Source organism: Streptomyces sp. NBC_00510, assembly GCA_036013505.1.
Taxonomy (GTDB): Bacteria; Actinomycetota; Actinomycetes; order Streptomycetales; family Streptomycetaceae; genus Actinacidiphila.
Genome location: CP107851.1, coordinates 4,916,639 through 4,943,583, shown reverse-complemented (window position 1 = coordinate 4,943,583; position 26,945 = coordinate 4,916,639). Strand labels below are relative to the sequence as shown.

21 protein-coding genes and 2 tRNA genes are annotated in these 26,945 nt (G+C 74.5%); 13 read left to right on the top strand and 10 right to left on the bottom strand.

The genetic code is table 11. The annotated features are described in order from the left end of the window. The first annotated feature begins 1 nt into the window (after position 1). The 5 genes from OG937_22230 (at position 2) to OG937_22210 (ending at position 5,151) form a co-directional block, all read left to right on the top strand. A complete protein-coding gene (locus OG937_22230; protein ID WUD74214.1) occupies positions 2 to 403 on the top strand; it encodes a MaoC/PaaZ C-terminal domain-containing protein in 402 nt (133 codons plus the stop codon). Then, entirely contained in the window at positions 400 to 1,590 is a 1,191-nt protein-coding gene (locus OG937_22225) for a lipid-transfer protein (GenBank protein WUD74213.1), read from the top strand. The genes OG937_22230 and OG937_22225 overlap by 4 nt, the downstream gene beginning before the upstream one ends. Before the next feature lie 107 nt (positions 1,591 to 1,697). Further along, positions 1,698 to 2,726, top strand: a complete 1,029-nt coding sequence (locus OG937_22220; protein WUD74212.1) for a DUF1906 domain-containing protein — start codon at positions 1,698 to 1,700, stop codon at positions 2,724 to 2,726. A gap of 172 nt (positions 2,727 to 2,898) precedes the next feature. After that, positions 2,899 to 3,423 carry a SigE family RNA polymerase sigma factor gene (locus tag OG937_22215; GenBank protein ID WUD74211.1) on the top strand — a complete coding sequence of 175 codons (525 nt, stop codon included), beginning with the start codon at positions 2,899 to 2,901 and terminating at the stop codon, positions 3,421 to 3,423. A 78-nt stretch (positions 3,424 to 3,501) separates the two neighbouring features. Beyond that, positions 3,502 to 5,151, top strand: coding sequence for a long-chain fatty acid--CoA ligase (locus tag OG937_22210; GenBank protein ID WUD74210.1), 1,650 nt, complete (start codon positions 3,502 to 3,504; stop codon positions 5,149 to 5,151). Positions 5,152 to 5,223: 72 nt separating this feature from the next. Here the strand turns inward: OG937_22210 and OG937_22205 are convergent, their stop codons facing one another. Together OG937_22205 and OG937_22200 are read right to left on the bottom strand one after the other, a co-directional pair. Further along, positions 5,224 to 8,517, bottom strand: coding sequence for a PAS domain-containing protein (locus tag OG937_22205; protein WUD74209.1), 3,294 nt, complete (start codon positions 8,515 to 8,517; stop codon positions 5,224 to 5,226). Positions 8,518 to 8,736: 219 nt separating this feature from the next. Then, entirely contained in the window at positions 8,737 to 9,156 is a 420-nt protein-coding gene (locus OG937_22200; GenBank protein WUD74208.1) for a subtilase-type protease inhibitor, read from the bottom strand. Between the two features lie 207 nt (positions 9,157 to 9,363). On the opposite strand from OG937_22200, the gene OG937_22195 reads away from it, so the two are divergent. From OG937_22195 to OG937_22185, 3 genes are all read left to right on the top strand, one after another. After that, positions 9,364 to 9,454: transfer RNA gene (locus OG937_22195), tRNA-Ser, on the top strand. 181 nt (positions 9,455 to 9,635) lie between these two features. Further along, positions 9,636 to 9,708: transfer RNA gene (locus OG937_22190), tRNA-Arg, on the top strand. Positions 9,709 to 9,821: 113 nt separating this feature from the next. Further along, the gene (locus OG937_22185) at positions 9,822 to 10,034 is read left to right on the top strand and encodes an EF-hand domain-containing protein (GenBank protein ID WUD74207.1); all 213 of its coding nucleotides are present in this window, start codon (positions 9,822 to 9,824) and stop codon (positions 10,032 to 10,034) included. A gap of 15 nt (positions 10,035 to 10,049) precedes the next feature. Here OG937_22185 and OG937_22180 read toward each other — a convergent pair whose 3' ends face one another. Both OG937_22180 and OG937_22175 read right to left on the bottom strand, forming a co-directional pair. Next, positions 10,050 to 10,889, bottom strand: coding sequence for an MEDS domain-containing protein (locus OG937_22180; GenBank protein WUD74206.1), 840 nt, complete (start codon positions 10,887 to 10,889; stop codon positions 10,050 to 10,052). A 109-nt stretch (positions 10,890 to 10,998) separates the two neighbouring features. Then, on the bottom strand, positions 10,999 to 11,880 hold the full coding sequence (locus OG937_22175; protein WUD74205.1) for an LLM class F420-dependent oxidoreductase: 882 nt from the start codon (positions 11,878 to 11,880) through the stop codon (positions 10,999 to 11,001). A gap of 235 nt (positions 11,881 to 12,115) precedes the next feature. Between OG937_22175 and OG937_22170 the strand changes: the two genes are divergently transcribed. Genes OG937_22170 through OG937_22155 form a run of 4 tightly spaced genes read left to right on the top strand, consistent with a single transcriptional unit; the run spans position 12,116 to position 18,076 of the window. Beyond that, positions 12,116 to 12,856: a response regulator transcription factor gene (locus OG937_22170; protein ID WUD74204.1), complete on the top strand. Its 741-nt coding sequence runs from the start codon at positions 12,116 to 12,118 to the stop codon at positions 12,854 to 12,856. Continuing rightward, positions 12,853 to 14,403: a HAMP domain-containing histidine kinase gene (locus OG937_22165; GenBank protein WUD74203.1), complete on the top strand. Its 1,551-nt coding sequence runs from the start codon at positions 12,853 to 12,855 to the stop codon at positions 14,401 to 14,403. The genes OG937_22170 and OG937_22165 overlap by 4 nt, the downstream gene beginning before the upstream one ends. 26 nt (positions 14,404 to 14,429) lie before the next feature. Beyond that, the gene (locus OG937_22160) at positions 14,430 to 15,794 is read left to right on the top strand and encodes a bifunctional glycosyltransferase family 2/GtrA family protein (protein WUD74202.1); all 1,365 of its coding nucleotides are present in this window, start codon (positions 14,430 to 14,432) and stop codon (positions 15,792 to 15,794) included. Further along, entirely contained in the window at positions 15,791 to 18,076 is a 2,286-nt protein-coding gene (locus OG937_22155) for a glycosyltransferase family 39 protein (GenBank protein ID WUD74201.1), read from the top strand. The genes OG937_22160 and OG937_22155 overlap by 4 nt, the downstream gene beginning before the upstream one ends. Before the next feature lie 109 nt (positions 18,077 to 18,185). On the opposite strand, the gene OG937_22150 is transcribed toward OG937_22155, so the two are convergent. The 5 genes from OG937_22150 to OG937_22130 all read right to left on the bottom strand — a co-directional run bounded on the left by OG937_22150 (position 18,186) and on the right by OG937_22130 (position 23,692). Next, positions 18,186 to 18,656 (bottom strand): PPOX class F420-dependent oxidoreductase, encoded by a 471-nt coding sequence (locus OG937_22150; GenBank protein WUD74200.1) that lies wholly within the window; start codon positions 18,654 to 18,656, stop codon positions 18,186 to 18,188. Positions 18,657 to 18,666: 10 nt separating this feature from the next. Further along, positions 18,667 to 19,515: a YceI family protein gene (locus tag OG937_22145; protein ID WUD74199.1), complete on the bottom strand. Its 849-nt coding sequence runs from the start codon at positions 19,513 to 19,515 to the stop codon at positions 18,667 to 18,669. Positions 19,516 to 19,661: 146 nt separating this feature from the next. Then, complete coding sequence (locus OG937_22140; protein WUD74198.1) at positions 19,662 to 22,142, bottom strand: MFS transporter; 2,481 nt, start codon at positions 22,140 to 22,142, stop codon at positions 19,662 to 19,664. An 11-nt stretch (positions 22,143 to 22,153) separates the two neighbouring features. Beyond that, positions 22,154 to 22,609, bottom strand: a complete 456-nt coding sequence (locus OG937_22135) for a MarR family transcriptional regulator (protein WUD74197.1) — start codon at positions 22,607 to 22,609, stop codon at positions 22,154 to 22,156. A gap of 147 nt (positions 22,610 to 22,756) precedes the next feature. Beyond that, entirely contained in the window at positions 22,757 to 23,692 is a 936-nt protein-coding gene (locus tag OG937_22130; GenBank protein WUD74196.1) for an aldo/keto reductase, read from the bottom strand. A gap of 106 nt (positions 23,693 to 23,798) precedes the next feature. Here OG937_22130 and OG937_22125 point away from each other — a divergent pair, with 106 nt between their 5' ends. Beyond that, complete coding sequence (locus tag OG937_22125; protein WUD74195.1) at positions 23,799 to 23,975, top strand: hypothetical protein; 177 nt, start codon at positions 23,799 to 23,801, stop codon at positions 23,973 to 23,975. Between the two features lie 111 nt (positions 23,976 to 24,086). Here OG937_22125 and OG937_22120 read toward each other — a convergent pair whose 3' ends face one another. Continuing rightward, positions 24,087 to 26,858, bottom strand: a complete 2,772-nt coding sequence (locus OG937_22120; GenBank protein ID WUD74194.1) for a helix-turn-helix transcriptional regulator — start codon at positions 26,856 to 26,858, stop codon at positions 24,087 to 24,089. Positions 26,859 to 26,945 lie beyond the last annotated feature (87 nt).

Genomic DNA, 26,945 nt, shown 5'->3' with positions numbered 1-26,945 from the left:
GATGACCGGACCGGGGGCGCGGGCGGGCGACGTCCTGCCGGAGCTGCGGATCCCCGTCACACGGACGCTGGTCGTCGCCGGGGCGATCGCCACCCGTGACTTCCAGGATGTGCACCACGACCCCGACGCGGCACGGGCCAAGGGCTCGCCGGACGTCTTCCTGAACATCCTCACCACTGGCGGGCTCGTCGGCCGGTACCTCGCCGGGCACTTCGGCCCCTCGGCGGTGCTCCGCTCGCTGCGCGTACGGCTGGGCGCACCGGCGCACCCCGGCGACGAGCTGGTGTTCACCGGGAGCGTCACGGCGGTGCGCGGCACGGAGGCGACCGTCGAGGTCATCGGCGCGGTCGGGCGGGGGCGGCACGTCACGGGCACCGCGGTGCTGGAGGTGGAGGGCGGATGAGCGTACGCCGGCGCGACGGCCTGGGCGGACGGGCCGCGATCGCGGGGATCGGCGCGACGGAGTTCTCCAAGGATTCCGGGCGCAGCGAACTGAAGCTCGCCGTGGAGGCCGTGCGCGCGGCGGTCGAGGACGCCGGGCTGACGCCGGGCGACGTCGACGGCATGGTCACCTTCACGATGGACACCAGCCCGGAGATCACCGTCGCCCAGGCGGCCGGCATCGGCGAACTCGGCTTCTTCTCCCGGATCCACTACGGGGGCGGGGCCGCCTGCGCCACCGTGCAGCAGGCCGCGATGGCCGTCGCGACCGGCGTCGCGGACGTCGTCGTCTGCTACCGGGCCTTCAACGAGCGCTCGGGCCGCCGCTTCGGCTCCGGCGTCCAGCAGCGCGAACCCTCGGCGGAGGGCGCGGCGCTCGGCGTCAACCTGCCGTCCGGGCTGCTCACCCCCGCGTCCTGGGTCGCCATGTCGGCACAGCGCTATCTCCACACGTACGGGCTGGAACCGGAGGTTTTCGGCCATGTCGCCGTCGCCGGGCGCCGGCACGCCGCGACCAACCCGGCCGCGTACTTCCACCGCCGGCCCATCACCCTGGCCGACCACGCCGCGTCACGGTGGATCGTCGAGCCGCTGCGCCTGCTCGACTGCTGCCAGGAGACCGACGGCGGCCAGGCCCTGGTCGTCACCTCCGCCGAGCGCGCCCGCGACCTGAGGCACCCGCCCGCGGTGATCAGGGCGGCCGCCCAGGGCGCGGGGCGCGGCCAGGAGCAGATGACCGGCTACTACCGGCCGGACCAGGACCTGTGCGGGCTCCCCGAGTCGGCGGTCGTGGCCCGCCAGTTGTGGCGGACCTCCGGCCTGCGGCCGCAGGACGTCGACACCGCCGTGCTCTACGACCACTTCACGCCCTTCGTCCTGATGCAGCTGGAGGAGTACGGATTCTGCGGGCGCGGCGAGGCGGCCGCCTTCGCCGCCGACGGAGGTCTGGAACGGGGCGGGAGGCTGCCCGTCAACACCCACGGCGGACAGCTCGGCGAGGCGTACCTGCACGGAATGAACGGCATCGCCGAGGCGGTGCGGCAACTACGCGGCACCAGCGTCAACCAGGTCCCCGGCGCGGCCCACGTCCTCGTCACGGCCGGCACGGGGGTGCCGACCTCGGGACTGCTGCTGGGCGCGGCGGACTGAGCCGGCCCCGGCGCGGCGGCCCATCCGGGGCCGGGCGTTGCTGCGTACGGCTGACAGCGGGGCGTGGCTGCCCCGTTCGGAGGCGGCCGCCTGCGTTCACTCGAGCCATGCGCGAACACAAGCCGATCATCCGACACGGGGCGATCGTGGCGATGGTGCTGGCCTGCCTCCTGGCCGGACCCACCGCGGCCGAGGCCGTCGTGCCGCGTCCCGCCGCGCCGGTCGCCAAGCCGGCCTCGGTGACGGCTGCCACGCCGGGCGCGGTCCGTACGTACCGGCCGGCCCGGTCGGCCCGGGCGCCCGGTGACGGCGGTGACGACGACCCGTTCGGCTTCGCCGACACGGGCCTCCTCGACGGCCTGGACCTCCCCTACGGCCTCGGCGGTGAGGAACGCGCCCCGTCCGGGGGCGGCCCGACCCGCGTCTACCGCGGCTACGGCTTCGACACCTGCCGCACGCCGCCGCTGTCCACGATGCGGGCCTGGCTGCGCTCCAAGTACCGCGCCATCGGCGTCTACTACGGCGGCCGCGCCCGTGCCTGCAGCACCCAGCGGCACCTCAACCGCACCTGGGTGCGCTCGGTGCACCGCATGGGCTGGCGCATCCTGCCGATCTACGTCGGCTCGCAGTCCCCCTGCGTACGCGGCAGACACCTGCGCAACCACCGGATGAGCACCGACGACCCCTGGGACCAGGGCGCGAGCGAGGGCTGGGACGCCGTGCGCAGGGCCGCCGCCCTCGGCTTCGAGGAGGGCAGCGCGCTCTACCTCGACATGGAGGCGTACAACGTCAAGCGGTCCCGCTGCGCCGACCAGACCCTCGACTTCATCCGGGCCTGGGACCGCGAGGTCGACGACGCCGGCTACCTGCCGGGCCTCTACAGCAGTTCGGAGTCCGGCATCCGGCACGTCGAGCGGGCCCGCCGGGAGGGGTACGACGACCTGCCGCGCGCCGTCTGGTTCGCCCGCTGGCAGGGCAAGCCCGCGGTGCGCAGCGAACCGGTGCTCGGCCGGGACGCCTGGCATCCGCACGGGCGCATCCATCAGTACTCGGGCAGCGTGCGCGAGAAGCACGGTGGCCGGCGCCTGGCGATCGACCGCAACCGGCTGGACGGGCCGGTGGCCGTCGTCGGATGACGCGGCGGGCGGCCGCGAGGACGCCGCCCCTGCGGGGTGACCCGTAGGGGCGGCGGGCGCGGCCTCAGCCCTCCGGAGGTGGGGCGGGCCCCCGCCCTACGACTTCAGGGTGACCCCGCTTCGGCACCTGCGGCGGATCCCCCGCACCCGGACCGGCTCCTAGCGTGGAGCCATGACGACGCCCGTGTGCACCAGCGCCTCGCAGGCCCAGTTCACCCGCTACGTCCGGGCCAAGGGCCCGGCGCTGCTGCGGACCGCGCGCTCGCTCACCGCCAACCCCTGCGACGCCGAGGACCTGCTGCAGACCGCCCTGACCAAGACCTACCTGGCGTGGGACCGGATAGACGACCACCGGGCGCTGGACGGCTACGTGCGCCGCACGCTGGTCAACACCCGCACCTCGCAGTGGCGCAGGCGCCGCGTCGAGGAGTACGCCACCGACGAGCTCCCCGAGCCGCACGGCCACGCCGTGACCGGCCCCGACGAGGCCGAGCGGCAGGCCCAGCGCGACGCGTTGCTGCGCGCGATCGCCCGGCTGCCGGCCCGCCAGCGGGCGATGGTCGTCCTCAGGTACTACGAGGACATGAGCGAGGTGCAGACCGCCGAGGCGCTCGGGGTGTCGGTCGGCACGGTCAAGAGCGCGGTGTCGCGCGCCCTGGGCAAACTCCGCGAGGACCCCGAATTGCGCCTGGGGTAGTGACATACCGCTCGGTATGCCAGCAGAATCTCAGCACCCACCTACCCACGCGTAGCCGCTTCAACGAGGAGGCGCCCGGTGCTGAGCACAATGCAGGATGTTCCCCTGCTGGTGTCACGGATCCTGACCCACGGCTCGACCGTGCACGGCCGGTCGCAGGTCACGACCTGGACCGGCGAAGGCGAGCCGCAGCGCCGCTCGTTCGCCGAGATCGGGGCCCGCGCCGCCCGCCTCGCGCACGCGCTGCGCGACGAGCTCGGCGTCGAGCGCGACGACCGCGTCGCGACCCTGATGTGGAACAACGCGGAGCACGTCGAGGCGTACTTCGCGATCCCCTCCATGGGCGCGATCCTCCACACGCTCAACCTCCGGCTCCCCGCCGAGCAGCTGGTCTTCATCGCCAACCACGCCGCCGACCGCGTGGTCCTGGTCAACGGCACCTTGATACCGCTGCTGGCACCGCTGCTGCCGGCCATGGAGTCGGTCGAGCACGTGGTCGTCGTCGGCCCCGGCGACACCTCGCCGCTGGAGGGCTGCCGTCCCGCCCTGCACACGTACGAGTCCCTCATCGAGGGCCGCCCGGACCGCTACGACTGGCCCGAGCTGGACGAGCGTTCCGCGGCCGCCATGTGCTACACCTCCGGCACCACCGGCGACCCCAAGGGCGTGCTGTTCTCGCACCGTTCGATCTACCTGCACTCGCTGCAGGTCAACATGGCCGAGTCGATGGGCCTGACCGACGCCGACACCACCCTGGTCGTCGTGCCCCAGTTCCACGTCAACGCCTGGGGCCTGCCGCACGCCACCTTCATGACCGGCATCAACATGCTGATGCCGGACCGCTTCCTGCAGCCCGGCCCGCTCGCCGAGATGATCGAGGGCGAGCGTCCCACGCACGCCGCCGCCGTCCCCACCATCTGGCAGGGCCTGCTCGCCGAACTCGCCGCCAAGGCCCGCGACATCGGCAGCATGCGGCACGTCACCATCGGCGGCTCCGCCTGCCCGCCCTCCCTGATGGAGGCGTACGACAAGCTCGGCGTCCGCCTCCTCCACGCGTGGGGCATGACCGAGACCTCCCCGCTGGGCACCATGGCCCACCCGCCGGCCGGCCTCACCGAGGAGGAGGAGTGGCCGTACCGGATCACCCAGGGCCGCTTCCCCGCCTCCGTGGAGGCCCGGCTGGTCGGCCCGTCCGGCGAGGTGCTGCCCTGGAACGGCGAGTCCGCGGGCGAACTGGAGGTCCGCGGGCCGTGGATCGCCGCGGCCTACTACGGAGGCGCCGACGCCGAAACGCTCCTCCCCGAGGACAAGTTCAGCCCCGACGGCTGGCTGCGCACCGGCGATGTCGGCACCATCACCCACGACGGCTACCTGACGCTGACCGACCGCGCCAAGGACGTCATCAAGTCGGGCGGTGAGTGGATCTCCTCGGTCGAGCTGGAGAACGCCATCATGGCCCACCCGGCCGTCGCCGAGGCCGCGGTGGTGGCCGTACCCGACGAGCGCTGGGGCGAGCGGCCGCTCGCCACGGTCGTCCTCAAGGACGGCACCACGGTCGCCTACGAGGAACTGCGCGCCTTCCTCGGCGAGAGCGTCGCCCGCTGGCAGCTGCCCGAGCGCTGGGCCGTCATCCCGGCGGTACCGAAGACCTCGGTCGGCAAGTTCGACAAGAAGGTGATCCGCCGCCAGTACGCGGCGGGAGAGCTGGACGTCACCAAGCTCGTCTGACGACGCGCCACGCGTACGCTGGGCCCCGGGGGTGCGCCCCCCGGGGCCCGGCGTACGTCGTGCGGTGGGCCCTCAGGAGCCGATCTTGCCCAGCATGTCGACGATGCGCCCCTGGACGTCCGTGCTGGTCGACCGCTCCGCGAGGAAGAGGACCGTCTCACCGGACGCCAGCCGCGGCAGCTCCGCCGGGTCGATGTCGACCGCGGTGTAGACGACCATCGGCGTGCGTTCCAGCCTGCCGTTCGCCCGCAGCCAGTCGATGATGCCCTGGCGCCTGCGGCGGATGAGCATCAGGTCCATCACCACGAGGTTGGGGTGCATCTGCGCGGCGAGCGTCATCGCGTCCGCCTCGGACTGGGCGTGCGCGACGTGCATCCCGCGCCGCTCCAGCGTGGCGGTGAAGGCCTGGGCGATCGGCGTGTGGGCCTCGATCAGCAGCACCCGCGGCGGGTGCTGCTCGCTGTCGCGCGGGGCCAGTGCCTTGAGCAGCACGGCGGGATCGGCTCCGTACGCGGCCTCGCGGGTGGCCTGGCCGAGGCCGGCCGTGACGAGGACGGGCACCTCGGCCTGCGCCGCCGCCTGGCGCAGCGACTGCAGCGCGGTACGCGTGATGGGCCCGGTCAGCGGGTCCACGAAGAGCGCGGCGGGCGGATCGGAGACCTGGGCGTCGACCTCCTCGCGCGAGCGGACGATGACCGGGCGGTAGCCGCGGTCCGTCAGCGCCTGGCGGGTGGAGACGTCCGGCTCCGGCCAGACCAGCAGCCGGCGCGGCTCGTCCAGCACGGCCCCGGGCTCGGGGCCGGTCTCCTCCGTGACGTCGACGGCGCCGTTGGGGCCGTCGAGCGGCTCGGGGCCCTCGGTGGCCTCCGTGGGAGCGCCTATGGCGTACGCCCGGCCGGGTGTCTCCGTGCCGTTCACGGCCGCGGGTGCCACGGCCTTGGGCGCCTCGGGCTCCGCGGGGGTGGCGAGCTTGCGGCGGCGCCCGGAGCCGCTCGACGGCTGGGCGACCTGCTCGTTGATCTGCTGGGCGAAGGCGACGCCCTGGCCGAGGGTGCGCACGCTGATGGCCCGGCCCTGCGTACCGCCGTCGCTCGGCATGGACGACGGCTGGGGCTGCGCGGGCGTGGGTGCGGGTGCGGGTGCCTGGGGCGGGACCATGGGCTGCGGCTGCGGCGGCACCACGGGCTGTGGCTCCGGAGTGCGCTGCGACTGCTCGGGGATCATCGGCGGCTCGACGGCCGGCGGTTCCGGCAGCGGCGCCGGGGCGGGCGGGGGAAGCCGCCGCGGGTCGACGATCGCCGACGGGCGCGGGGTGCTCTCCACGATGCCGCGCGGGCGCCGGGCCGAGCCCTGGGCCTCCGGCCACTCGGTCGCCGGTGTGGCCGGGACCGAAGGGGCGGCCGGAAGCGCGGGGAGCTCCGGCGTCGCCCGGGCCTCCGCGGTGGGGGCCCGTCGCGCACGGCGGCCGTTGCCCGGCGCCTCCTGCTCCGGCGCGGGGGCGGCCGGCAGCGCGGGCACCAGGCCCGGCTGCGGCTCCTGCGGGGCGCCACGTCGGGCCCGCCGGCCGGTGGGCTGCTCCTGTGCCGGAGCGGGTGCCGGAGGGAGGGCGGCCTGCGGCTGGGGCTGCGGTTGCGGCGGGGTCTGCTGCTCCTCGGGACGCCGCAGGGCACGGCGCCGCCCGGTGGGGGTCGGTGCGTCGGTGGTCGGCGCGGCGGGCAGCGCGAGCGCGGCACCGGGGGCCGGCACCGGGGTCGCCACGGGCGCGGCGGGCCGGGGCGGCTGCGGGGCCGGGACCGGCACGGGCGCCGGGGACGGTGCCTGCGGCAGCGCGGCCGGGGCGGTACCGCGCACCGGCTCGGCCGGCACCGGCATGACGGTCGTCTCCGACTCCCGCCGGGGCTCCTTGACCGCCGTCCTCGCCCCGCCCTTGCCGACCGGCACCTCCATCACGTACGCGCTGCCCTGCCCGGGCACCTCGTGCGTCTGGAGCACGCCGCCGTGCTTCTCGACGATGCCGCGCGCGATCGGCAGGTGCACCGGGTTGTCGCCCGCGTGCGGGCCGCGCACCTCGATGCGGACGGAGTCGCCGCGCTGCGCCGCCGCCACCACGATCGTGGAGTCGACGCCGCCGACCACGACCGGCACGTTGCCGGCCGCGTCGACACCCGCCACGTCCGCGATCAGGTGGGACAGCGCCTGGGACATCCGCTCGGCGTCGACGGTCGCCTCGATCGGCGGCGCGTGCACCGCGTACTGCGCCCGCCCGGGACCGATCAGCTCGACCGCCGCCTCGACGCCGGACGCCACGACCTTGTCCATCGAGGTCGTCTCGCGCTGCAGCTTCTCCTCGCCCCGGTCGAGCCGCTGGAAGGAGAGCACGCTGTCGATGAGCGTGGTGATCCGCGCGTAGCCCGCGGTGAGGTGGTGCAGGATCTGGTTGGCCTCCGGCCACAGCTGCCCGGCCGGGTCGTTGGCGAGCCCGGCCAGCTCGGCCCGCAGTTCGTCCAGCGGCCCGCGCAGGGCGTCGCCGAGCAGCGACTGCAGTTGCGCGTTGCGGGCGGCGAGCGCGTCGAAGCGCGTGCGGTCGGTGAAGGTCATCACCGCGCCGACCAGCTGGTCGCCCTCCCGCACCGGCGCCGTGATCAGGTCGACCGGCACCGAGCGCCCGTCCTTGCGCCACAGCACCTGGCCGCGGACCCGGTGCTTCAGCCCGGAGCGCAGCGTCTCGGAGAGCGGCGTCTCCTCGGCCGGCAGCGGGCTGCCGTCCGGACGGGAATGGTGCACCAGCGGGTGCAGCTCCTGCCCGCCGAGGTCGGTGGCCCGGAAGCCCAGGATCTGCGCCGCCGAGGGGTTGACCAGGACGATCTTGCCGTCGGTGTCGACGCCGACCACGCCCTCGCTGGCGGCGCGCAGGATCATCTCGGTCTGGCGCTGCTGGCGGGCGAGTTCGGCCTCGGTGTCCAGCGTCCCGGTCAGGTCGCGGACGACCAGCATCAGCAGCTCGTCGCCGGTGTAGCTGTAGGTCTCGGCGAAGGGTGTGCGGGCGTCGTCGAGGTTCGCGCTCGTGACCTCCACCGGAATTTCACTGCCGTCGGTCCGCCGGGCGACCATCCGGGTCGGCTTGGTGCGGCCCACGTCGTCGTCGGGGCGGCGCATCGAACCGGGGATGCGACGCGCGTCGAACGCCGGCAGGAGGTCGAGCAGCCCGCGGCCCACGAGGGCGGTGCCCGGCGACTCGAAGGTCTCCAGGGCGATGGAATTGGCGTTGACGACGGTCCCGTTGGCGTTCACCAGCAGCAGCGCGTCGGGGAGCGCGTCGAGTATTGCCGCGAGGCGAGCAGCGCCTCGGGATGGCCTGCTGCTCACGAGACGCGTCCTCCCTGAAAACCGCACTTGCTGCCGCGCCACCACCCGCGAAGGGGGCATCCACCGGTGGTGGCCATCTTGCCGCCGACCGGGGGGCATGTCACTAGAGCGAGTGTACGGGCAGAGGTTGGCGGCGAGGCTCCGGATGCCCATGTCCCGTACGCGTGAGTAGTGTTCGTGGCCGAGCCGTGCGGATGTGGTGTCGGTCACCTCCGCAGGTCACGCCCCCGGGCCGCCGGACCCGTCGTGGACGGCGGGTGCGGGCAGCACCGGGGCCATCCGCCGCCAGCGGGCCGTCTCGCAGCCGTTGCTGCGGTCGTAGCGGGCGTCCACGGGCCGGCCGCGCCAGCTGCCCCGCACCGTCGCCCGCTGCGGGCCGCCGTAGATCATCGTGCACATCGTGCCCTCGGGCTCGGGTCCCACCGGCCCGCCCAGCCGCTCCAGGAGCGCGCACGCCTCCGTCGCGTCCGGGTGCGTCCCGCCCGCGGGGTCGCAGCGCAGGTCGTACTCGGACAGGTGCCCGCCCCCGTCGTCCACGGTCACCCGCAGCACGTCGGGCGACTCCCCCGCCCCCGGAGGGCAGGCCAGGGCCGGTGCGGCCACCGTCAGCGGCAGGCCGAGCGCGAGCGCGGCGGTCATGGGTACACGAGCCAATCGCATGCTCCGTCCCTACCTCCCCGGCACCGTCCGCGCCCGTCAATCCACCCGATCGTGGGCGCGCCGCCCCGGCGTCCGCCGCAACGCCTTTGCCCTGGCCGCGCACGGCCGAGTAATCTGGTCAGCGATTGGTCCCAGCCCGGTGGGCTGTGCCATCATCTGCACACACCCGCTCACGCGGGTACGTGAGGAGGCGTCGCCTAGTCCGGTCTATGGCGCCGCACTGCTAATGCGGTTTGGGCTTTACCGTCCATCGAGGGTTCAAATCCCTCCGCCTCCGCCTCACAGAAGCCCCGGCCACCCGGCCGGGGCTTCTGCCGTTCCCGGCACCCCTGCTGGACCCCGGATTCGGCGTTTCGGCTGGTCAGAGCGGGTGCGGCTAATGGATTTCACCTCACGGCGCGGGTCATGTAATGTTGTTCCCGCAACGCCGACCGGCAAGAAAACGCCGGGAAGCACAAGCACTCGTAGCTCAACGGATAGAGCATCTGACTACGGATCAGAAGGTTGCAGGTTCGAATCCTGCCGAGTGCACAGCAGGCGAGAGGCCCCCGGGATCACCCGGGGGCCTCTCGCGTTGGGGGGTCGTTGCGGCGGCTAGGGTGTGCGCAGTCAGGACCGAGTACACACAAGGAGGGGTGGTCACGATGGCGGACATCGAGGCGGCCAAGAAGGCGTTCACGCGATTCGATGTCGATGGGGACGGGCTCATCACGGCGGGCGAGTACAAGAGCGTGATGGCGCAGCTCGGGGACTTCAACGTGACCGAGACCGTGGCGCAGAGCGTCATCAGGGCCGTCGACGCCAACGGCGACGGCAAGATCTCGTGGGACGAGTTCTGGGCGGCCCAGCAGGCCTGACGCCGGGCCGGGGGTTCAGGTCTCCTCGAGGAGGAGCTGGGGGACCTCGGTCGCGCCGCAGAGCCGCAGGGTGCGCGCGTGCAGTCGTGGGCAGTGGATGGTGACGCGGTCGGCGGGGCCGAGGGACGCCACGTGGCGGATCAGGACGGATGCGCAGCGGGCGTCGAGGAAGGCGAGCCGGGTGAGGTCGACCCGGTACGGCGGGCCGGAGGGCGCCGCGAAGGCGTGACGGACGGCCAGTTCGAAGTCGTTGCGGGTGGCGAGGTCCGCGTCGCCGCGGAGGGCGAGGGTGTCGCCGGAGCGCTCCGCGCGCAGTGATCCGTGGCGGGGGCGTACGCAGACCGGGTGGGCCGCCCGGACCCGGTCGAGGAGCGAGGCGGCGAAGCGCCGCTGGTCGTACTCGCAGATGGTGGTGAGGCCGAGGCCCGCGAGGATCGGGGTCATGGCGGTCTCGTGGCCGAGCAGGCGGTCGCGGTCCAGGCGGGGGCCGAGGGCCCAGGACATGTCACCGGCCACGCGGAGGCCGGAGAAGCCGTGGCAGTGGGCGGTGTTCGTGAGCGCGGTCCAGGCGGCGGCGCCGTCGTAGCCGGGGACCTCGGGGGTGATGACGAGGGCGCTGTGACGGACCGCGTCGGCGGCGCGGACCCCGTGGGCGCTGAGGCGGGTGACGGCCTCGGCCGGGGGCGTACCGGGATCGGTGAAGAGCAGGACGCGTTCGCCGCGGGCCAGGCCGATCGCGGTGAAGGCGGCGCGGATCTCCCAGCGGTCGTCCTCGTCCTGGAAGCCGAGGCAGGCGTGGTCGCCGGACGCCATGCGGTCGACCGAGACAGTACGGGGCACGGTGCCGCTGTCCATGGGGCCGAACATACGCCCGGCCCCGTGGAGCGGCCGGGCGCTGAACGCCTTTGAGCGGAGGGTTCCGTTCCTGTCGGTGGGCTGTCCCCGATTGCCTGCGGGCGGACCTTCAGTGACCGGTGGGCTTCAGCGCCGCGGCCAGCCGGCGCCACTGCTCGCGCGGCAGTCCGGACCGGTCCTCGCCCGAGGCCAGCACCTGGACGGCGACGTGGTCGGCGCCCGCGTCGAGGAAGGCGTCGATCCGCTGCCGGACCCGCTCCTCGTCGCCCCAGCCGAAGAGCGCGTCGACCAGGCGGTCGCTGCCCCCGTCGGCGAGGTCGTCCTCGGTGAAGCCCAGGCGCAGCCAGTTGCCGGTGTAGTTGGGGAGCGTCAGGTAGAACGCCAGCATCTCCCGGGCGGTCTCGCGGGCCCGCGCCGGGTCGGTCTCCAGGACGACCGTGAACTCCGGTGCCAGCAGCGGTCCCTCGCCCAGCGTGGCGCGCGCCTGAGCGGTGTGCTCGACGGTGACCAGGTAGGGGTGGGCGCCCGCCGAGCGGTCGCGCGCGAGCTCCAGCATCCGCGGGCCGAGCGCGGCGAGCACCCGCTTCCCGGCCGGCGCGCCGGCGGCGTCCAGTTCGTCGAGGTAGCGGTTCATCGCGGCGTACGGGTGCTTGTACTGCTCGGCGAGGCGGGCGTGGCTGACGCCCAGCCCGAGCAGGAAGCGCCCGGGGTGGGCGGCCTCGAGGCCCGCCTGGCGGGCGGCGGTGTCCTCGGCCCCGTACTGCCAGATGCTGAGGATGCCGGTCGCGACGGTGATGGAGGAGGTGGCCTCGATCAGCGGTACCGCGTGCTCGACGCCGCTGCTGCCACCGAGCCACAGGGCCCCGTAGCCCAGTTCCTCCAGTTCGGCCGCGGTCTCGGCGAGTTCGGCCGCGCGGGCCGGGTCGGGGTCGCGCAGCCCGGCGTTCCACAGGCCGTAGCGCCCGATCGCCGGCGTCTGGCTGTCGCTCATGGGTCTTCTCCCGCCGTGAAGTCCGTTTGAAGTTCGACGTCCTTCGTACCAAAACGGGGTCCGCGGCCCGCGCATTCCCGGCCCGGCGGCGCGTCAGGGTGTCCGCCGGGACCGCCGGCAGGTCCCGCGAAAGGTCCCGCGGGAGGTCCCGCGGCAGCCTCCGCGACAGGGGATTCTCAGGGAAATCACAGGCAGCGGAAAGTGGGTTCTCAGCGGCGGCTCACAGGATGCGGGCATGACCGCGTCTCCTTCCCCCGCCGCCGACCTCACGCGTCCCGACGGCGCACCTGTCCGGGTGCTCGTCGTCGACGACGAGAACGCCCTCGCCGACCTGCTCTCCATGGCCCTGCGCTACGAGGGCTGGGACGTCCACACCGAAGGCACCGGCTCCGACGCGCTGCGCGCCGCGCGTGAGCTGCGACCGGACGCCGTGGTCCTCGACGTCATGCTGCCCGACATGGACGGCCTGGAGGTCCTGGCCCGGCTGCGCCGCGAACTGCCCGACGTGCCGGTGCTGTTCCTCACCGCCAAGGACGCCGTCGAGGACCGCATCGCTGGCCTCACCGCGGGCGGTGACGACTACGTCACCAAGCCGTTCAGCCTGGAGGAGGTCGTGGCCCGGCTGCGCGGGCTGCTCCGCCGGGCCGGGGCCGCCGCCGCCCGCCAGGAGTCGCTGCTGGTCGTGGGCGACCTCGTGCTCGACGAGGACAGCCACGAGGTCAGCCGCGGCGGCCAGGGCATCCACCTCACGGCCACCGAGTTCGAGCTGCTGCGGTACCTGATGCGCAATCCGCGCCGGGTGCTGAGCAAGGCGCAGATCCTCGACCGCGTCTGGTCCTACGACTTCGGGGGCCAGGCCAACGTCGTCGAGCTCTACATCTCCTACCTGCGCAAGAAGATCGACGTGGGTCGCCCCCCGATGATCCACACCCGGCGCGGCGCCGGCTACCTGATCAAGCCGGGCGAAACGGCGTGAGCCGGGCCCGCCGGCGCCCCTCCCTGCGGACCCGGCTGGTGGTCTCCTCGGTCGCGCTCATCGCGGTCGTGTGCGCGGTCATCGGTACGGTCACGACGCTCGCCCTGCAGTCCTTCCTCTTCACGCAACTGGACAAGCAGGTCGGGGCGGTCGCAGGCCGGGCCCGGCTGGACCCGGGTTACGGCGGCGAGCAGCCGGGCGGGCCGCCGGTGGTCCCCAGGACCACCGGGACGGGGGCCGACGGATCCGCAACCGAGTCCCTGCGCTTCATCACCGGGCCCGGCATCGCCCCCGGGACCGTGGGCGCCCGGCTCGACGCGACCGGCGCGGTGACCGCCGCCGGCGTCAGCGCGCAGCCCAGCGGTACCCAGTCCCGGCTGAAGGCCCGGCCGCTCACCGCCCCGCAGCGCGAGGCGTTCGCGGCCGTCCCCCTGGACGGCCTGCCGCACACGCTCGACGTCCCGGGACTGGGGGGCTTCCGCGTGCAGTCGGCCGCCGACGGCACCGGTGGGTGGCTGCTCGTGGGACTGCCGACGACGACCGTCCGCGACACCATCGGCACCCTCGTGGTCGTCGAGGCCTGCGTCACCGCCGCGGGGCTGGCCGCCGCCGGGATGGCCGGCTTCGTCATGATCCGGCTCAGCCTCCACCCGCTGCGCCGGGTCGCCGCCACCGCCACCCGGGTCTCCGAACTCACCCTCCACCGTGGCGAGGTCGCCCTCCACGACCGCGTGCCGGACGCCGACACCGATCCGCGCACCGAGGTCGGCCAGGTCGGCGCCGCGCTCAACCGCATGCTCGATCACGTCGGCAACGCCCTGCACGCCCGCCAGGAGAGCGAGACCCGGGTCCGGCGGTTCGTCGCCGACGCCAGCCACGAACTGCGCACCCCGCTGGCCTCCATCCGGGGGTACGCCGAGCTGACCCGGCGCGGCCGGGAGGCGATCGGCCCGGACACCCGGCACGCGCTCGGCCGGATCGAGTCGGAGGCGAGCCGGATGACCACCCTGGTGGAGGACCTGCTGCTGCTCGCGCGGCTGGACGCCGGGCGTCCGCTCGGCCTGACCGGGACGGACATGTCCCCGCTGGTCGTCGACGCCGTCAGCGACGCCCGCGCGGCCGGGAGCGACCACCGCTGGCTGCTGAGCCTCCCGGACGAACCCGCCGTCGTGCACGGCGACCCGGAGCGCCTGCACCAGGTGCTGACCAACCTGCTCGCCAACGCCCGCACCCACACCCCGCCCGGCAGCACCGTCGTCGCGCGCGTCGTGCCGCGCGGCCGGGAGGTGCTGGTCGAGGTCGAGGACGACGGTCCCGGTATCCCGTCCGCCCTGCTGCCGCACGTCTTCGAGCGCTTCGCGCGCGGTGACGCCTCCCGCTCCCGGGCGGCCGGCAGCACGGGCCTGGGACTCGCCATCGTCCAGGCCGTGGTGGCCGCGCACCGCGGCACGGTGTCCATCGACAGCGTGCCCGGCCGCACCGTCTTCCGCGTCCACCTGCCCGCCGCGCACTCACAGCTGCCGCTCAGCGCCGCCACAACGTCATGACAGCGCGCCGGACGAAGGTCGTCGCCATGCGAACCCAACAGCTCCCACCGACCGGCCGTCCGGCCCGGGGCCCGGAGGCCCTCCCCGCCCGTGAGCACCTGGCCGTCGCGCAGACCGAACCGGTGCTCGACGTCGTGATCCCCGTGTACAACGAGGAGAAGGACCTCGAAGGCTGCGTTCGCCGGCTCCGCACGCACCTGCGGCGCACCTTCCCCTACCCGTTCCGGATCACCGTCGCCGACAACGCCAGCACCGACCGCACGCCGCTGATCGCCACGGCCCTGGAGGCCGAGCTCCCCGAGGTCACCGCCTTCCGGCTGGAGCGCAAGGGCCGCGGCCACGCCCTGCGCGCGGTGTGGTCGGCCTCCGGGGCGCCGGTGCTGGCGTACATGGACGCCGACCTCTCCACCGACCTCAACGCGCTGCTGCCGCTGGTCGCCCCGCTGATCTCCGGCCACTCCGACCTGGCGATCGGCTCCCGGCTGGCCCGCAGCTCGCGTGTCGTGCGGGGCGCCAAGCGGGAGTTCATCTCCCGCTCCTACAACGTCCTCCTGCGGACCTCGCTGGCCGCCCGCTTCTCCGACGCGCAGTGCGGCTTCAAGGCCATCCGCAAGGACGTCGCGGAGCGGCTGCTGCCCCTGGTGGAGGACACCGGCTGGTTCTTCGACACCGAGATGCTCGTGCTGGCCGAACGGGCCGGGCTGCGCATCCACGAGGTGCCGGTCGACTGGGTCGACGACCCCGACTCGAGCGTGGACGTCGTCAGGACCGCCACCGACGACCTCAAGGGCGTGTGGCGGGTCGGCAGGGCACTCGCCACGGGCGCACTCCCGCTCGACCGGCTGCGCCGGCCCTTCGGCGACGACCCGCGCGACCGCGGTCTCGCCGACGTGCCGGCGGGGCTCGCCCGGGAGTTGGTCGGCTTCTGCGTCGTCGGCGGGCTGAGCACGGTCGCCTACCTGCTGCTGTACACGCTCTTCCGCACCCTGTGCGGCGCCCAGGCCGCCAACGCCCTCGCCCTGCTGCTCTCGGCGGTGGGCAACACGGCCGCCAACCGGCGGCTGACCTTCGGCGTACGCGGCCGCGACAAGGCCGTGCGGCACCAGGCGCAGGGGCTGGTCGTCTTCGGCATCGGCCTGGCGCTCACCAGCGGATCGCTGGCCGCGCTGCACGTCGCCGACACCACGCCCGCGCACGGCACCGAACTCGCCGTGCTCGTCGCGGCCAACCTCGCCGCCACCGTGCTGCGTTTCCTGCTCTTCCGCGCCTGGGTCTTCCCCGACCGCACGGGCGGCACGCGGCCCGTGGCGGTCGCGGATCCCACCCGGGACGCCACCGTCCCCCTGCCGACCGCGCGTCCCGACGCGCACGACCAGAGGAGCGACCGATGACCACGTCGCGCAGCGACGAGGCCCGGGACCGGGCCGTGCCGGCCCAGCGCCCCCTCCCCCCGCCCCCGGCCCACGCACCCGCGGTCGTGAGCCGTACGCCGGTCCCGGTGGACGCCCCGCCGCCCGGCGCCGACGGGCGCAGCCCCGTCCCGGCGGGTGCCCCGGCGCCGGTGGCGCCCCCGGCGCACCACGTGCCGCAGGGCGGCGGCACCGGCCGCCCCCGCGGGACCGCCGCCCGCCTGTGGCGCGGACGGCCGCAGGACCCGCGCTGGGCGCGGCCCGCCCTGCTGGCGCTGCTCGCCTTCACGACCGTGCTCTACCTGTGGGACCTGAGCAGTTCGGGCTACGCCAACAGCTTCTACTCGGCGGCCGCGCAGGCGGGCGGCGAGAGCTGGAAGGCGTTCTTCTTCGGCTCGTCCGACGCGGCGAACTCGATCACGGTCGACAAGCCCCCGGCCGCGTTGTGGCCGATGGCGCTGTCCGTGCGGCTGTTCGGCCTCAGTTCCTGGGCGATCCTGGTGCCCGAGGCGCTGATGGGGGTCGCCGCGGTCGGCGTCCTCCATGCCGCCGTGCGCCGCCGCTCCGGGCCGGCCGCCGGCCTGATCGCCGGACTGGCCCTGGCGCTCACCCCGGTCGCGGCGCTGATGTTCCGCTTCAACAACCCCGACGCGCTGCTGTGCCTGCTGATGGTGACGGCGGTGCACTGCGTCCTGCGCGCGCTGGAGGACGCCCGTACGAAGTGGCTGGTGCTCGCCGGCGTCGCGTTCGGCCTCGGCTTCCTCACCAAGACGCTGCAGGCCTGGCTGATCCTGCCGCCGCTGGCGCTGGTGTACGCCGTCTGCGCCCCGGCGACGGTGAAGCGGCGCTTCGCGCAGCTCGGTCTCGCCGGTCTGGCGACCGTCGTGTCCGGCGGCTGGTGGGTCGCGGTCGTCGAGCTGTGGCCCGCGTCCTCCCGCCCCTACATCGGCGGTTCGCAGGACAACAGCTTCCTGTCGCTGACCTTCGGCTACAACGGCCTCGGCCGGATCACCGGCGACGAGACCGGTTCGGTCGGGGGCGGCGGGCCGAACGGCGGCGGACAGTGGGGCGAGACCGGCTGGGGCCGGCTGTTCGGCTCGGACATGGGCGGTCAGATCGCCTGGCTGCTGCCCGCGGCCCTCGTGCTGCTGGTCGCCGGACTCTGGCTGACCCGGCGCGCCCCGCGCGCGGACACCGGCCGTTCGGCCTTCCTGGCCTGGGGCGGTGCGCTGATCGTCACCTTCCTGACCTTCAGCTTCATGTCCGGGATCTTCCACCAGTACTACAACATCGCCCTGGCGCCCTACATCGCGGCGCTGACCGGCATGGGCGCGGTGATGCTGTGGGAGCGGCGCACGCACCCGGCGCCCGCGGCGGTCCTCGCGGGCACGGTCGTGCTCACGGCGGTCTGGTCGTACGTCCTGCTGGGGCGCTCCGCCGACTGGTACCCCTGGGTGCGGTACGCCGTGCTGGTCACCGGGATCGCGGCGGGCGGGCTGCTGCTCGGGGCCCGGCTGCTCCGGCGGCTCGCGCCGCTCGCGGCCGCGGCCGGCCTGGTCGCGGCCCTCGGCGGGCCGCTGGCGTACACCGTGCAGACCGTCGGGACGGCGCACACCGGCTCCATCGTGACGGCGGGCCCGGCGGTGCAGGGCGGCGGCATGGCCGGCGGCTTCCCGGGCGGTACGCCGGGCGGCAACGGACGGCAGGGCCAGGGCGGGCAGGGCTTCCCGGGCGGCGGTCCCGGCGGTACGGGCGGCTTCCCCGGGGGCATGCCCGGCGGCAACGGGCAGCAGGGCCAGGGCCAGCAGGGCCAACAGGGTCAAGGCCAGGGCCAGGGCGGCCAGGGCTTCCCCGGTGGCGGTACGGGCGGCGAGAACCGCCGCGGCGGAGCGGCGGGGGGCCTCGGCGGACTGCTGGGCGGCTCACAGGTGGCCGACGCCACCAAGGAGGCGCTGCTGGAGGACGCCGACGCGTACACCTGGGTGGCCGCCGCCATCGGCTCCCAGAACGCCGCCAGTTACCAGCTGGCTACCGGCAAGCCGGTGATGGCGATCGGCGGCTTCAACGGCAGCGATCCGTCCCCGACGCTGGAGCGGTTCAAGGAGTACGTGGCCGCCGGGAAGATCCACTACTTCATCGCCGCCGGCGGCACGGGCGGGGGCGGCAGCGGCACCTCCTCGCAGATCGGCTCGTGGGTGGAGGAGAACTTCGGCTCCACCACCCTGGGCGGAACGACCGTCTACGACCTGACCGACCCGAGCTGAACCCAGGTCGTGGGACGCGGAAGGGGGCGGCGGCCACGGGGCCGCCGCCCCTTCGGGCGGTGGGGGCGCCTCCCGGCGGTAGCCGGGGGAGCTCCTTTGACGACAGGTCCTAGTCCTTCGGGGCCAGCCGCGCCGGGAAGCCGCCCGTGGCGATCGGGCCCCAGCGTTCCGGGGTCACGCGCACCAGGGACTTGCCCTGCTTGACCATGGCGGCGCGGTACTCGTCCCAGTCCGGGTGCTCGCCCGCGATGTTGCGGTAGTACTCCACCAGCGGCTCGACCGAGTCGGGGGAGTCGATGACCTCGGCGGTGCCGTCGACCTGGACCCAGGGGCCGTCCCACTCGTCCGACAGGACGATCACCGAGGCCCGCGCGTCACGGCGGGCGTTGCGGGCCTTGGCCCGCTCGGGGTAGGTCGAGACGACCAGGCGCCCCGCGTCGTCGACCCCGCAGGCGACGGGGGAGCCCTGGGGGCGGCCGTCGGCGCGGGTGGTCAGCAGCAGGGCGCGGTGGCGCGGTCGTACGAATTCCAGCAACTGGTCGAGTTGCACGCTGGTATTGGTCGCGATGTAGGCAGCCATGGACGGCAGCCTATGCTTCCCGCGGCTGGACGGCGGGGAGGGCCGTCCCCTGGACCGCCTGGATGTCGAGGGTGACCCTCAGCGTCGTCCCCATGGTGGCGATCCCGGCCCGTACGACCTGGTTCCAGTTCATCGCGAAGTCCTCGCGGCGCAGTTCGGCCGTCGCGCGGAAGGCGGCGCGCACGCCGCCCCAGGCGTCCGGCCCGGTGCCCAGGTAGGCCAGGTCGAGGTCGACGGGGCGGGTGATCCCGCGCATGGTCAGCTCCCCGTGGACGGTCCACCGGTCGCCGGCGGCCGGCTCCAGCGAGGTGCTGCGGTAGCTGACGGTGGGGTGCTCCCGCACGTCGAGGAAGTCCGCGGAGCGCAGGTGCTCGTCGCGGGTGCCGTTGCCGGTGTCGATCGACGCGGCGTCGATCACGGCCTCGACGGACGACGCGAGCGGCTGCTCCGCGACGTCGATCCGGCCCGCGAAGGTCCTGAAGCGGCCGTGCACGGTGGACAGGCCCAGGTGCTGGGCGACCGCGCCGGCCTCGGAGTGCGCCGGGTCGATCGTCCACGGTCCGGGTGGCGGCAGTTCGAGGCCGCCGGCGCGGCCCAGCAGCAGGGTCCCCAGGTCCGCCGAGCCGGAGGCGGTCACCAGCGCCGTCGCGGCGGCCGGGCGGTAGCCCACGGCCGTCACGATGACGGTGTACGCCCCGGGGGCCAGCGCGGCGGTGCGCACGGCGCCCTCGGCGTCCGCCGCCTCCCGCGCGATCTGCTGCCCGGTCATGTCGGTGACGGTCACCACGGCGTGCGGCACCGCCCAACCGTCCTTCGTCCGGATCCGCCCGCGCAGCCCGGCTCCTGCCGTCGTGTCCATGTACCTCGCTCGCCCTTCGGTGCGTTCCCCCGGCCGGGTCCGGTCGGGACGGCCCGGGCCGTCCCCTGCCCGGCCGTCCGACCGGACCCGCTGTCCCCCGTTCACCGGTCCGTGCGTCTCCGCAGGCGCACGGACCGGCCGATGGCTCACCCCTCGGGGTGGTTCAGTTCGACGTCGAAGCCGTCCTCGTGGCCGGCCGTGGCGTCCTTGCCGACGGTGACCTGGGTGGCCACCGGCGGGTAGCCGCCGGCGACCAGCGCGTACTCGCCGGCGTCCAGGTCGCCGAAGGCGTACGCCCCGTCGGTGCCGGTGGTGGCGGTCGCCACCACGTTCCCGGCCGCGTCGATCAGGGTGACGCGGGCCTCCGGCAGCGGTGTGCGGGCGGTGCCGCCGAGGATGGTGCCCCGCAGGCGGGCTCCGGCGCGGAGCGGGACCTCGACGTGGGTGGGGCCGTTGCCGGCGACCTCGACCGGCAGCGCGGCCGGCCGGTAGCCGGTGGCGTTGACGGCCAGGGTGAAGTCGCCCGCGGGCAGGTCCTGGAAGCCGAAGGCGCCGTCCTGGCCGGTGCCGCCGGTGGCCAGGACCTCGCCGCGGACGTCGGTCACCACGACCATGGCGCCCGCGACGGGTATCCCGGTCGCCTCGGCGACCACCGTGCCGGTGAGCCCGCTGGTGCCGGCCAGGACCACGTCGTAGGGGACGGGCTCCTCGCCGACCACCACGGTGGACGCCTGCGGCTGGTGGCCGTCGGCGGCGGCGATGAGCACGTACGAGCCGGCGCCGGGCGCGGTCAGCGTGTAGCCGCCGTCCGCGCGGGTGGAGGCGCGGCCGAGTTGCCGGCCGGTGAGCGATATCAGGGTGAGGGTGGCCCGCTCGACGCCCGCGCCGTCGGCGTTGCGCACCTGGCCGTGGACCGTGGTGCCCTCGGCGGGCAGCGGTGCCGTCGGCGCGGCCACGCCGACCGCCTCGGCGGCCTCGGCCGCGGTCCCGGCGACGGTGTCGGCCGCGGGGGCCTGGGCGGGTATGACCGGGGTCTGCTCGGCGTGGCCGGCGACACCGGCCGCCTGCTGCAGACCGCTGGCGGTCTTCAGCGGCACTTCCTTGATGAACAGCACCAGCAGCAGCGCGAGGAACGCCACCGGGGCCGCCACCAGGAAGACGTCGCCGGCACCGTGGCCGTACGCGCTCTCCACGACGTGGCGGATCGGAGCGGGCAGCGTGGCCAGGTCCGGGATCGCGCCGTCGGACTCACCGGTGGACTTCACGCCCAGGGCGGCCAGGCCGTCCTTGACGTAGTGCGTCACACGGTTGCCGAGCACCGCGCCCAGCGCGGAGACGCCGATCGCGCCACCGAGCGTGCGGAAGAAGGTGACGACGGAGCTGGCGGCACCGAGGTCGGCGGCCCCCACCTGGTTCTGCACGGCCAGCACCAGGTTCTGCATCATCATGCCGACGCCGAGGCCCAGCAGCGCCATGAAGAGCGCCAGGTGCCAGTACGTGGTGTCGGACCGCAGGGAGCCCAGCAGGGCGAGGCCGCCGGTGAGCAGCACGCCGCCGGAGACCAGGAACGCCTTCCAGCGCCCGGTGCGGGTGATGATGAGCCCGGAGGCGGTGGAGGAGACGAACAGACCGGCGATCAGCGGGATGGTCATGACGCCCGACATCGTCGGCGACTCGCCGCGCGCCAGCTGGAAGTACTGGCTGAGGAAGACCGTGGCGCCGAACATCGCGGTGCCCACGAAGAGCGAGGCGACCGAGGTCAGGCTGATCGTCTTGTTGCGGAACAGCCGCAGCGGCATGATCGGCTCGCTCGCGCGGGACTCGACCAGGACGAAGATCAGGACGAGCAGGACCGCGCCCGCGACCATGGCGTAGGTCTGCCAGGAGATCCACTCGTACTTGTCGCCGGCGAAGGTCACCCAGACCAGCAGCAGGCTGACGGCGGCGGTGACGAAGGAGGCGCCCGCCCAGTCGACCTTGACCCGGCGCTTGGTGACCGGCAGGTGCAGGGTCTTCTGCAGCACGATCAGCGCGACGATCGCGAAGGGCACGCCGACGTAGAAGCACCAGCGCCAGCCGAGCCAGTCGGTGTCGACGATCACGCCGCCCAGCAGCGGGCCGCCGACCGTACCGAGGGCGAAGGCCGCGCCCAGGTAGCCGCTGTACCGGCCGCGCTCGCGCGGGGAGATCATCGCGGCCATGATGACCTGGGTCAGCGCGGTCAGACCGCCGGCGCCGATGCCCTGGACGACACGGCAGGCGATCAGCATCCCGGCGTTCTGCGACAGGCCCGCGACCAGCGAGCCCACCACGTAGATCACCAGCGCCAGCTGGACCAGCAGCTTCTTGCTGAACAGGTCCGAGAGCTTGCCCCACAGCGGGGTGGTGGCGGTGGTGGAGAGCAGGGCGGCGGTGACGACCCAGGTGTAGGCGCTCTGCCCGCCGTCCAGATCGGAGATGATCTTCGGCAGGGCGTTGGAGACGATCGTGGACGACAGGATCGCCACGAACAAGCCGAGGATCAGCCCGGTGAGGGCCTCCATGATCTGCCGGTGCGACATGGGGGCCGCGTGTCCTGCGTGGGCATCGGTCCCCCGCACACCGGTCGGTGGTGCGGTTGTTGCCATCGTCATCCTCTTCACGTCGTGGAATGCGTACGGGGGCGGCAGTCGGCGGCGAAGTCCCTGCGCAGCCGGTCCAGCAGCCGGGAGAACTCGGTGACGTCCTCGTCCGGCCAGTCCCTCAGGTGGTGGGCCAGCGCCTCGGCGACCCCGTCCTGGGCGGCGCGCAGCATGTCCGTGCCGCCGGGGGTCAGGCGCAGCAACCGTGACCGCTTGTCGTGGGGGTCGGGCAGCCGGTCGATCCAGCCGCGCTCGGCGAGGTGGGCCACGTGTCTGCTGGTGACGGACATGTCGACCTCCAGCAGCTCGGCCAGCCGGCTCATCCGCATCTCGCCGTGGCGGCTGATCACCGAGAGCACGCCGAGCGATGACGGCGGGCACTGCGGTGGACAGGCCCGGCTGAGTTCGCGGGCGACCACCGGGATCGCACGCAGCTGGCTCGCGAGTTCCGCGAACTGCTCCTGCGTCGCCATGGCGCCTCGCTTCCCCACTCTTGTTGGTTGCCTCAAGCAACCTTAGGAACGTTGGTTGCTGCAGGCAAATTCTTTCGGGTAAAAACCTCCAAAAGGAACGACCCGCCTCCGGTCAAAGGAGACGGGTCTTCGGGTAAAAGGCGCAGGTCAGGCAGATGCCTCCGTGAGCCGCTCCAGCTCCGCCGCGGTCACCTCCAGGGGCGCCGAAGCCAGCAGCGCGGTCAGCTGCGCGGGCGTACGGGCGCTGGCGATCGGCGCCACGACGGTCGGCCGGGTCCGCAGCCAGGCCAGCGCGACGCTCGCCGGCTCCACGCCGTGCGCCGCCGCGACCTCGTCCAGCGCGGCCAGCACCCGCGGACCGCGCTCCGACTCCAGGTAGGCGCCCGCGCCTTGCGCCCGGGGGCTGTCCACCGTGACGCCGGGCCGGTACTTGCCGGTGAGGAAGCCCCGCGCCAGACCGAAGTACGGCACGGAGGCGAGGCCGTGCGCCTCGACGACCTCGCGCAGCGGCCCCTCGTAACTCTCCCGCTCGACCAGGTTGTAGTGCTGCTGCAGCGCCACGTACTTCGTCAGGCCCTCGCGCTCGGCGAACTCCAGCGAGGCCGCCAGCCGCTCGGGGCTGATGTTGGAGGCCGCGACGTGGCGGACCTTGCCCTCGCGGACCAGCTCGTCCAGGGCGCCGACGATCTCCTCGACCGGGGTCGCGGGGTCGTCGTAGTGCGTGTAGTAGAGGTCGATCCGGTCGGTGCCCAGGCGGCGCAGCGACTCCTCCGCCGCGGCCTTGACGGTCGCGGCCTTCAGCCCCTTGAAGTCGGGGTGGGAGCCGACCTTGGTCGCGACGACGACGTCGTCGCGGCGGCCGCGCTTGGCGAGCCAGGAGCCGATCACGGTCTCGGACTCCCCTCCGGTGTGGCCCGGGACCCAGGCCGAGTACACGTCCGCGGTGTCGACGAAGTTGCCGCCCGCCTCCGCGTAGGCGTCCAGCACCTCGAAGGAGGTCGCCTCGTCCGAGGTCCAGCCGAAGACGTTGCCACCGAGGCAGAGGGGGAAGACGTCGAGATCAGAGTTGCCGATGAGTGCCATGCGGTCTTGGACACGGCGGGGACGAGCGGTATTCCCGGGGTGTTCCCCTTCCCAACAACGGGGCGGGGGTGACCGGCGCGGCGTGACTTCGCTAGGGTCCTGCCCCATGACTACCCCTGACAACAACTACGACCCGGCCGGCAACACCCAGATGTTCCGCGCCTTCGTCGACGAGGAGCCCGCCCAGGCCCAGGCCGCGGGCGGCAACAAGACCGGGCTGATCGTCGGCATCGTCGCGGCCGTCGTCGTGATCGCCGCCGTGGTCTGGTTCGCGGTCGCCTGACGGGCGCGCCACCCCACCACGTCCCCTGACACCGGACGCCGGCGGTCGCCGGCCGTCCGGCGGCCGTCGTGCGCCCGCGTCCGCGCCCGCGTCCGGCGGCCCCGCCCCCGCTCAGCGGAACAGCGACGCCAGCTCGACCCGCGAGCGCACCCCGAGCCGGCTGAAGACGTTCCGCAGGTGGTACTCGACCGTGCGCGTGCTGAGCAGCAGCAGATCGGCGATCTCGCGGTTGGTCGCGCCCTGCGCCACCAGCTCGGAGATCCTCGTCTGCTGCGCCGTCAGCTCCCGGCGGCCCCCGGGCTGCCGGTCCACCGGGCCCACCCGGTCCCCGGCGGCACGCAGTTCGGCCGCGGCCCGTTCCGCCCAAGGGCGGGCGTCGAACTGCCGGAACACCGCCACCGCGTCCCGCAGCAGGCCCCGGGCCTCGCCGGGCCGGCGGGTGCGCCGCAGCCGGGAGGCGTAGAACAGCTCCGTCTTGGCCAGCTCCAGGACGGTGTCGTCGTCCTGGTGGAGCCGCAGCGCCTCCCGGAAGTGGTCCACGGCGCTCGCGTCGTCCTCCGCCAGCAGCCCGTGGCATCGGTGCGCCAGGGCCAGCCGTACGCTGCTGTGGCTCGCCGCCGCCCAGTGCTCGTACGCGCGCAGCGCCCCCGCGGCCTTCGCCCGCTGCCCGCAGCGCACCGCCGCCTCGATGAAGTGGGGGGCGGCCATCCCCCGGACCGCCAGGTTCACCTGGCCCGCGCCGCCGCGCATGCGGGCGAAGCGGGACAGCGCGTCGGCGGGCCGGTCCGCGGCGAGGTCGGCGCAGGCCGAGACCCAGCAGTTGAACGCCCCGGGGCGGCCCAGCCCCCGTGACGCGACGGCTCCTTCGGCGGCCGCCATCCGCAGCCCGGCGGTCACGCTGTCGCCCTGCAGGGCCGCCAGCAGCGCCAGGACCGCGAGGTGGTCGACGGCCAGGTTGCGCTGGCCGGTCGCCTCCGCGAGCCGCAGTCCCTCCTCGGCGGCCGCCCCGGCCGCGGCGTACCGGTCGAGCGCCAGCGCGCACAGCGCCTCGTAGACCAGGGCCGCGGGCACCAGCGCGCCCGCGCCCTGCCGCCGGGCCCGGTGCACGGCCGCGGTCGCCAGGGCGTGCGCCCTCGGTGCGTCCCCCAGGGTGTACGCGGCCTGGGCGGCCCAGATCACGGACTCCGGGTCCTGAAGCGTCTCGGCGAGCCGGACCACCCGGCGCAGCGCCCATTGCGCGCGGTCGTGCCGGCCCCGGAAGGTCGCCGCGAGACCCGCGAAGTGGTCGAAGACCAGGCGCTGTTCCGGCGGGTCGTCGCTGCGGCGCAGCGCGTCGGCACGCTCGGCGAGGGCGAAGAAGGCGGCGAAGTCGCCGGCCACGCACCCCGCTTCGCCGGCGAGCATCAAGGCCCGTACGGCCGGTGCGCGCCGGTCGGCGGGGAACCGGCCGGCCGCGGCGGTCAGGTCGCGGCAGGCCACGGCGGGCACCCCGTCGCGCAGTTCGATCTCGCCCTGGACCAGGGCGCCCAGCGCCCCGCCCGGCGCCGGGCCGCCCTGTGCGCCGGCCCGGCGCATCAGTCCGCGCGCCCGGCGGGTCTCCCCGGCGGCCTGCGCGTCGGCGGCGGCCGCGACCAGCCACCGGACCCGGGTGTGCGGACGGGCGGCGGCCTCGGCGCCCCGCTCCCACGCGGCGGCGGCCGCGGCGTGACCGGCGGACCGGCGGGCCGCCCCGGCCGCGGCCTCCAGTTCCCGTTCCGTGTCCGGCGACGGGCCGGCCGACCGGCCGAGCCGGTGGAGCGCCCGGAAGAGCCGGGCGGCCGAGGGGTCCGGCACCGAGGCCAGCGTCGCGTGCGCGGCCAGCCGGTCGGCGGGGGAGAGCAGTGCGGCCAGCGAGGCGCGCAGCAGCCGGCCCGGTACGGTCGCCGTCCCGTCGCGCAGGTCGACCAGGCCGCAGGCGCGGGCCTCCTCGACACTGCCGGAGCCCAGCCCGCGGCGGCGGGCGGCGGACTCCAGCACCGGTACGGCCAGCGGCCCGCCGCAGAGCAGCAGCGCCACCACGGTGCGGGCGCCCGGCGTGAGGGCGTGGAAGCGCTGCCGGTGCCGCTCCCGCAGCCGGCTTCCCGCGGGCAGCGCGGGCGGTTCCGGCAGCCGCCCGTCCACGGCCGCCCCGGCGAGTTCGACCAGGGCCAGCGGGTTGCCCGCGGCCAGGTCGAGCACCGTGACCGCGTCCGCGCCGCGCGGTGGCAACCCGGGGAAGCGGTCGGCGAGCATCCGGCGTGCGGCGTCCGGTGCCAGCGGGCGCAGGCGCAGGACGTCCAGGTCCTCCAGTGCTCCGGCGGTGGGGCAGCCCTCGTCGGCGGCGAACAGCACGGTGGCCGCGAGGCCCGTGAGGCGGCGTGCCGCCATGCCGAGCGCGCACAGCGTCGCGGGGTCCAGCCACTGCGCGTCGTCCACGCACCACAGCAGCGGTGCCGGGCGGGCGAGTCCGGCCACCAGGCCGGACAGCGCGGCGCCCAGCGCGAGTTCGCCCCCGGCGGGCACCCGCCCGGCGAGGAGTTCCGTCAGCGCCACGCCGTACGGTCCCGGCACGGCCCGCACGCGCGGGGCGACCGGCAGCAGGGTGCGGTGCAGTGCCGCGAGCGGGACCCGCGCCTCGGCCCGTACGCCGTCGGTGCGCAGCACGGTCGCGCCGGCCGCCGCGGCGGTGCGCGCCGCGCCCGTGAGCAGGCAGGTGCGTCCGGTGCCCGGTCCGCCGAGCAGCAGCAGCGCCCGTCCCCCGGCCTGCCGGGCCCGGCCCGACAGGGCGTCCAGGAGGGCGCGTTCGCGGTCCCGGCCGTACAGCGCCGGCGGCCACGCGGCGGGGTCGCTCCGTCCGGCCTCCATGACGCCAGTGTCTGCTGGCGTCCACCGGGAGGGAAGGGTCCTGCATCATGTTCCGTGCATGACAGGAAAACACTGGTGATTCCACCG

Bases quoted from the DNA above. Each gene is read 5' to 3' on its own strand.
- OG937_22135 (WUD74197.1), bottom strand. From the start codon at position 22,609: ATGGCGACGCAGGAGCAGTTCGCGGAACTCGCGAGCCAGCTGCGTGCG.
- OG937_22150 (WUD74200.1), bottom strand. From the start codon at position 18,656: ATGGCTGCCTACATCGCGACCAATACCAGCGTGCAACTCGACCAGTTG.
- OG937_22200 (WUD74208.1), bottom strand. From the start codon at position 9,156: ATGACCGCCGCGCTCGCGCTCGGCCTGCCGCTGACGGTGGCCGCACCG.
- OG937_22160 (WUD74202.1), top strand. From the start codon at position 14,430: ATGCGAACCCAACAGCTCCCACCGACCGGCCGTCCGGCCCGGGGCCCG.
- OG937_22170 (WUD74204.1), top strand. From the start codon at position 12,116: ATGACCGCGTCTCCTTCCCCCGCCGCCGACCTCACGCGTCCCGACGGC.
- OG937_22220 (WUD74212.1), top strand. From the start codon at position 1,698: ATGCGCGAACACAAGCCGATCATCCGACACGGGGCGATCGTGGCGATG.
- OG937_22130 (WUD74196.1), bottom strand. From the start codon at position 23,692: ATGGCACTCATCGGCAACTCTGATCTCGACGTCTTCCCCCTCTGCCTC.
- OG937_22175 (WUD74205.1), bottom strand. From the start codon at position 11,880: ATGAGCGACAGCCAGACGCCGGCGATCGGGCGCTACGGCCTGTGGAAC.
- OG937_22125 (WUD74195.1), top strand. From the start codon at position 23,799: ATGACTACCCCTGACAACAACTACGACCCGGCCGGCAACACCCAGATG.
- OG937_22155 (WUD74201.1), top strand. From the start codon at position 15,791: ATGACCACGTCGCGCAGCGACGAGGCCCGGGACCGGGCCGTGCCGGCC.
- OG937_22145 (WUD74199.1), bottom strand. From the start codon at position 19,515: ATGGACACGACGGCAGGAGCCGGGCTGCGCGGGCGGATCCGGACGAAG.
- OG937_22225 (WUD74213.1), top strand. From the start codon at position 400: ATGAGCGTACGCCGGCGCGACGGCCTGGGCGGACGGGCCGCGATCGCG.
- OG937_22230 (WUD74214.1), top strand. From the start codon at position 2: ATGACCGGACCGGGGGCGCGGGCGGGCGACGTCCTGCCGGAGCTGCGG.
- OG937_22215 (WUD74211.1), top strand. From the start codon at position 2,899: ATGACGACGCCCGTGTGCACCAGCGCCTCGCAGGCCCAGTTCACCCGC.
- OG937_22185 (WUD74207.1), top strand. From the start codon at position 9,822: ATGGCGGACATCGAGGCGGCCAAGAAGGCGTTCACGCGATTCGATGTC.
- OG937_22140 (WUD74198.1), bottom strand. From the start codon at position 22,142: ATGGCAACAACCGCACCACCGACCGGTGTGCGGGGGACCGATGCCCAC.
- OG937_22180 (WUD74206.1), bottom strand. From the start codon at position 10,889: ATGGACAGCGGCACCGTGCCCCGTACTGTCTCGGTCGACCGCATGGCG.
- OG937_22120 (WUD74194.1), bottom strand. From the start codon at position 26,858: ATGGAGGCCGGACGGAGCGACCCCGCCGCGTGGCCGCCGGCGCTGTAC.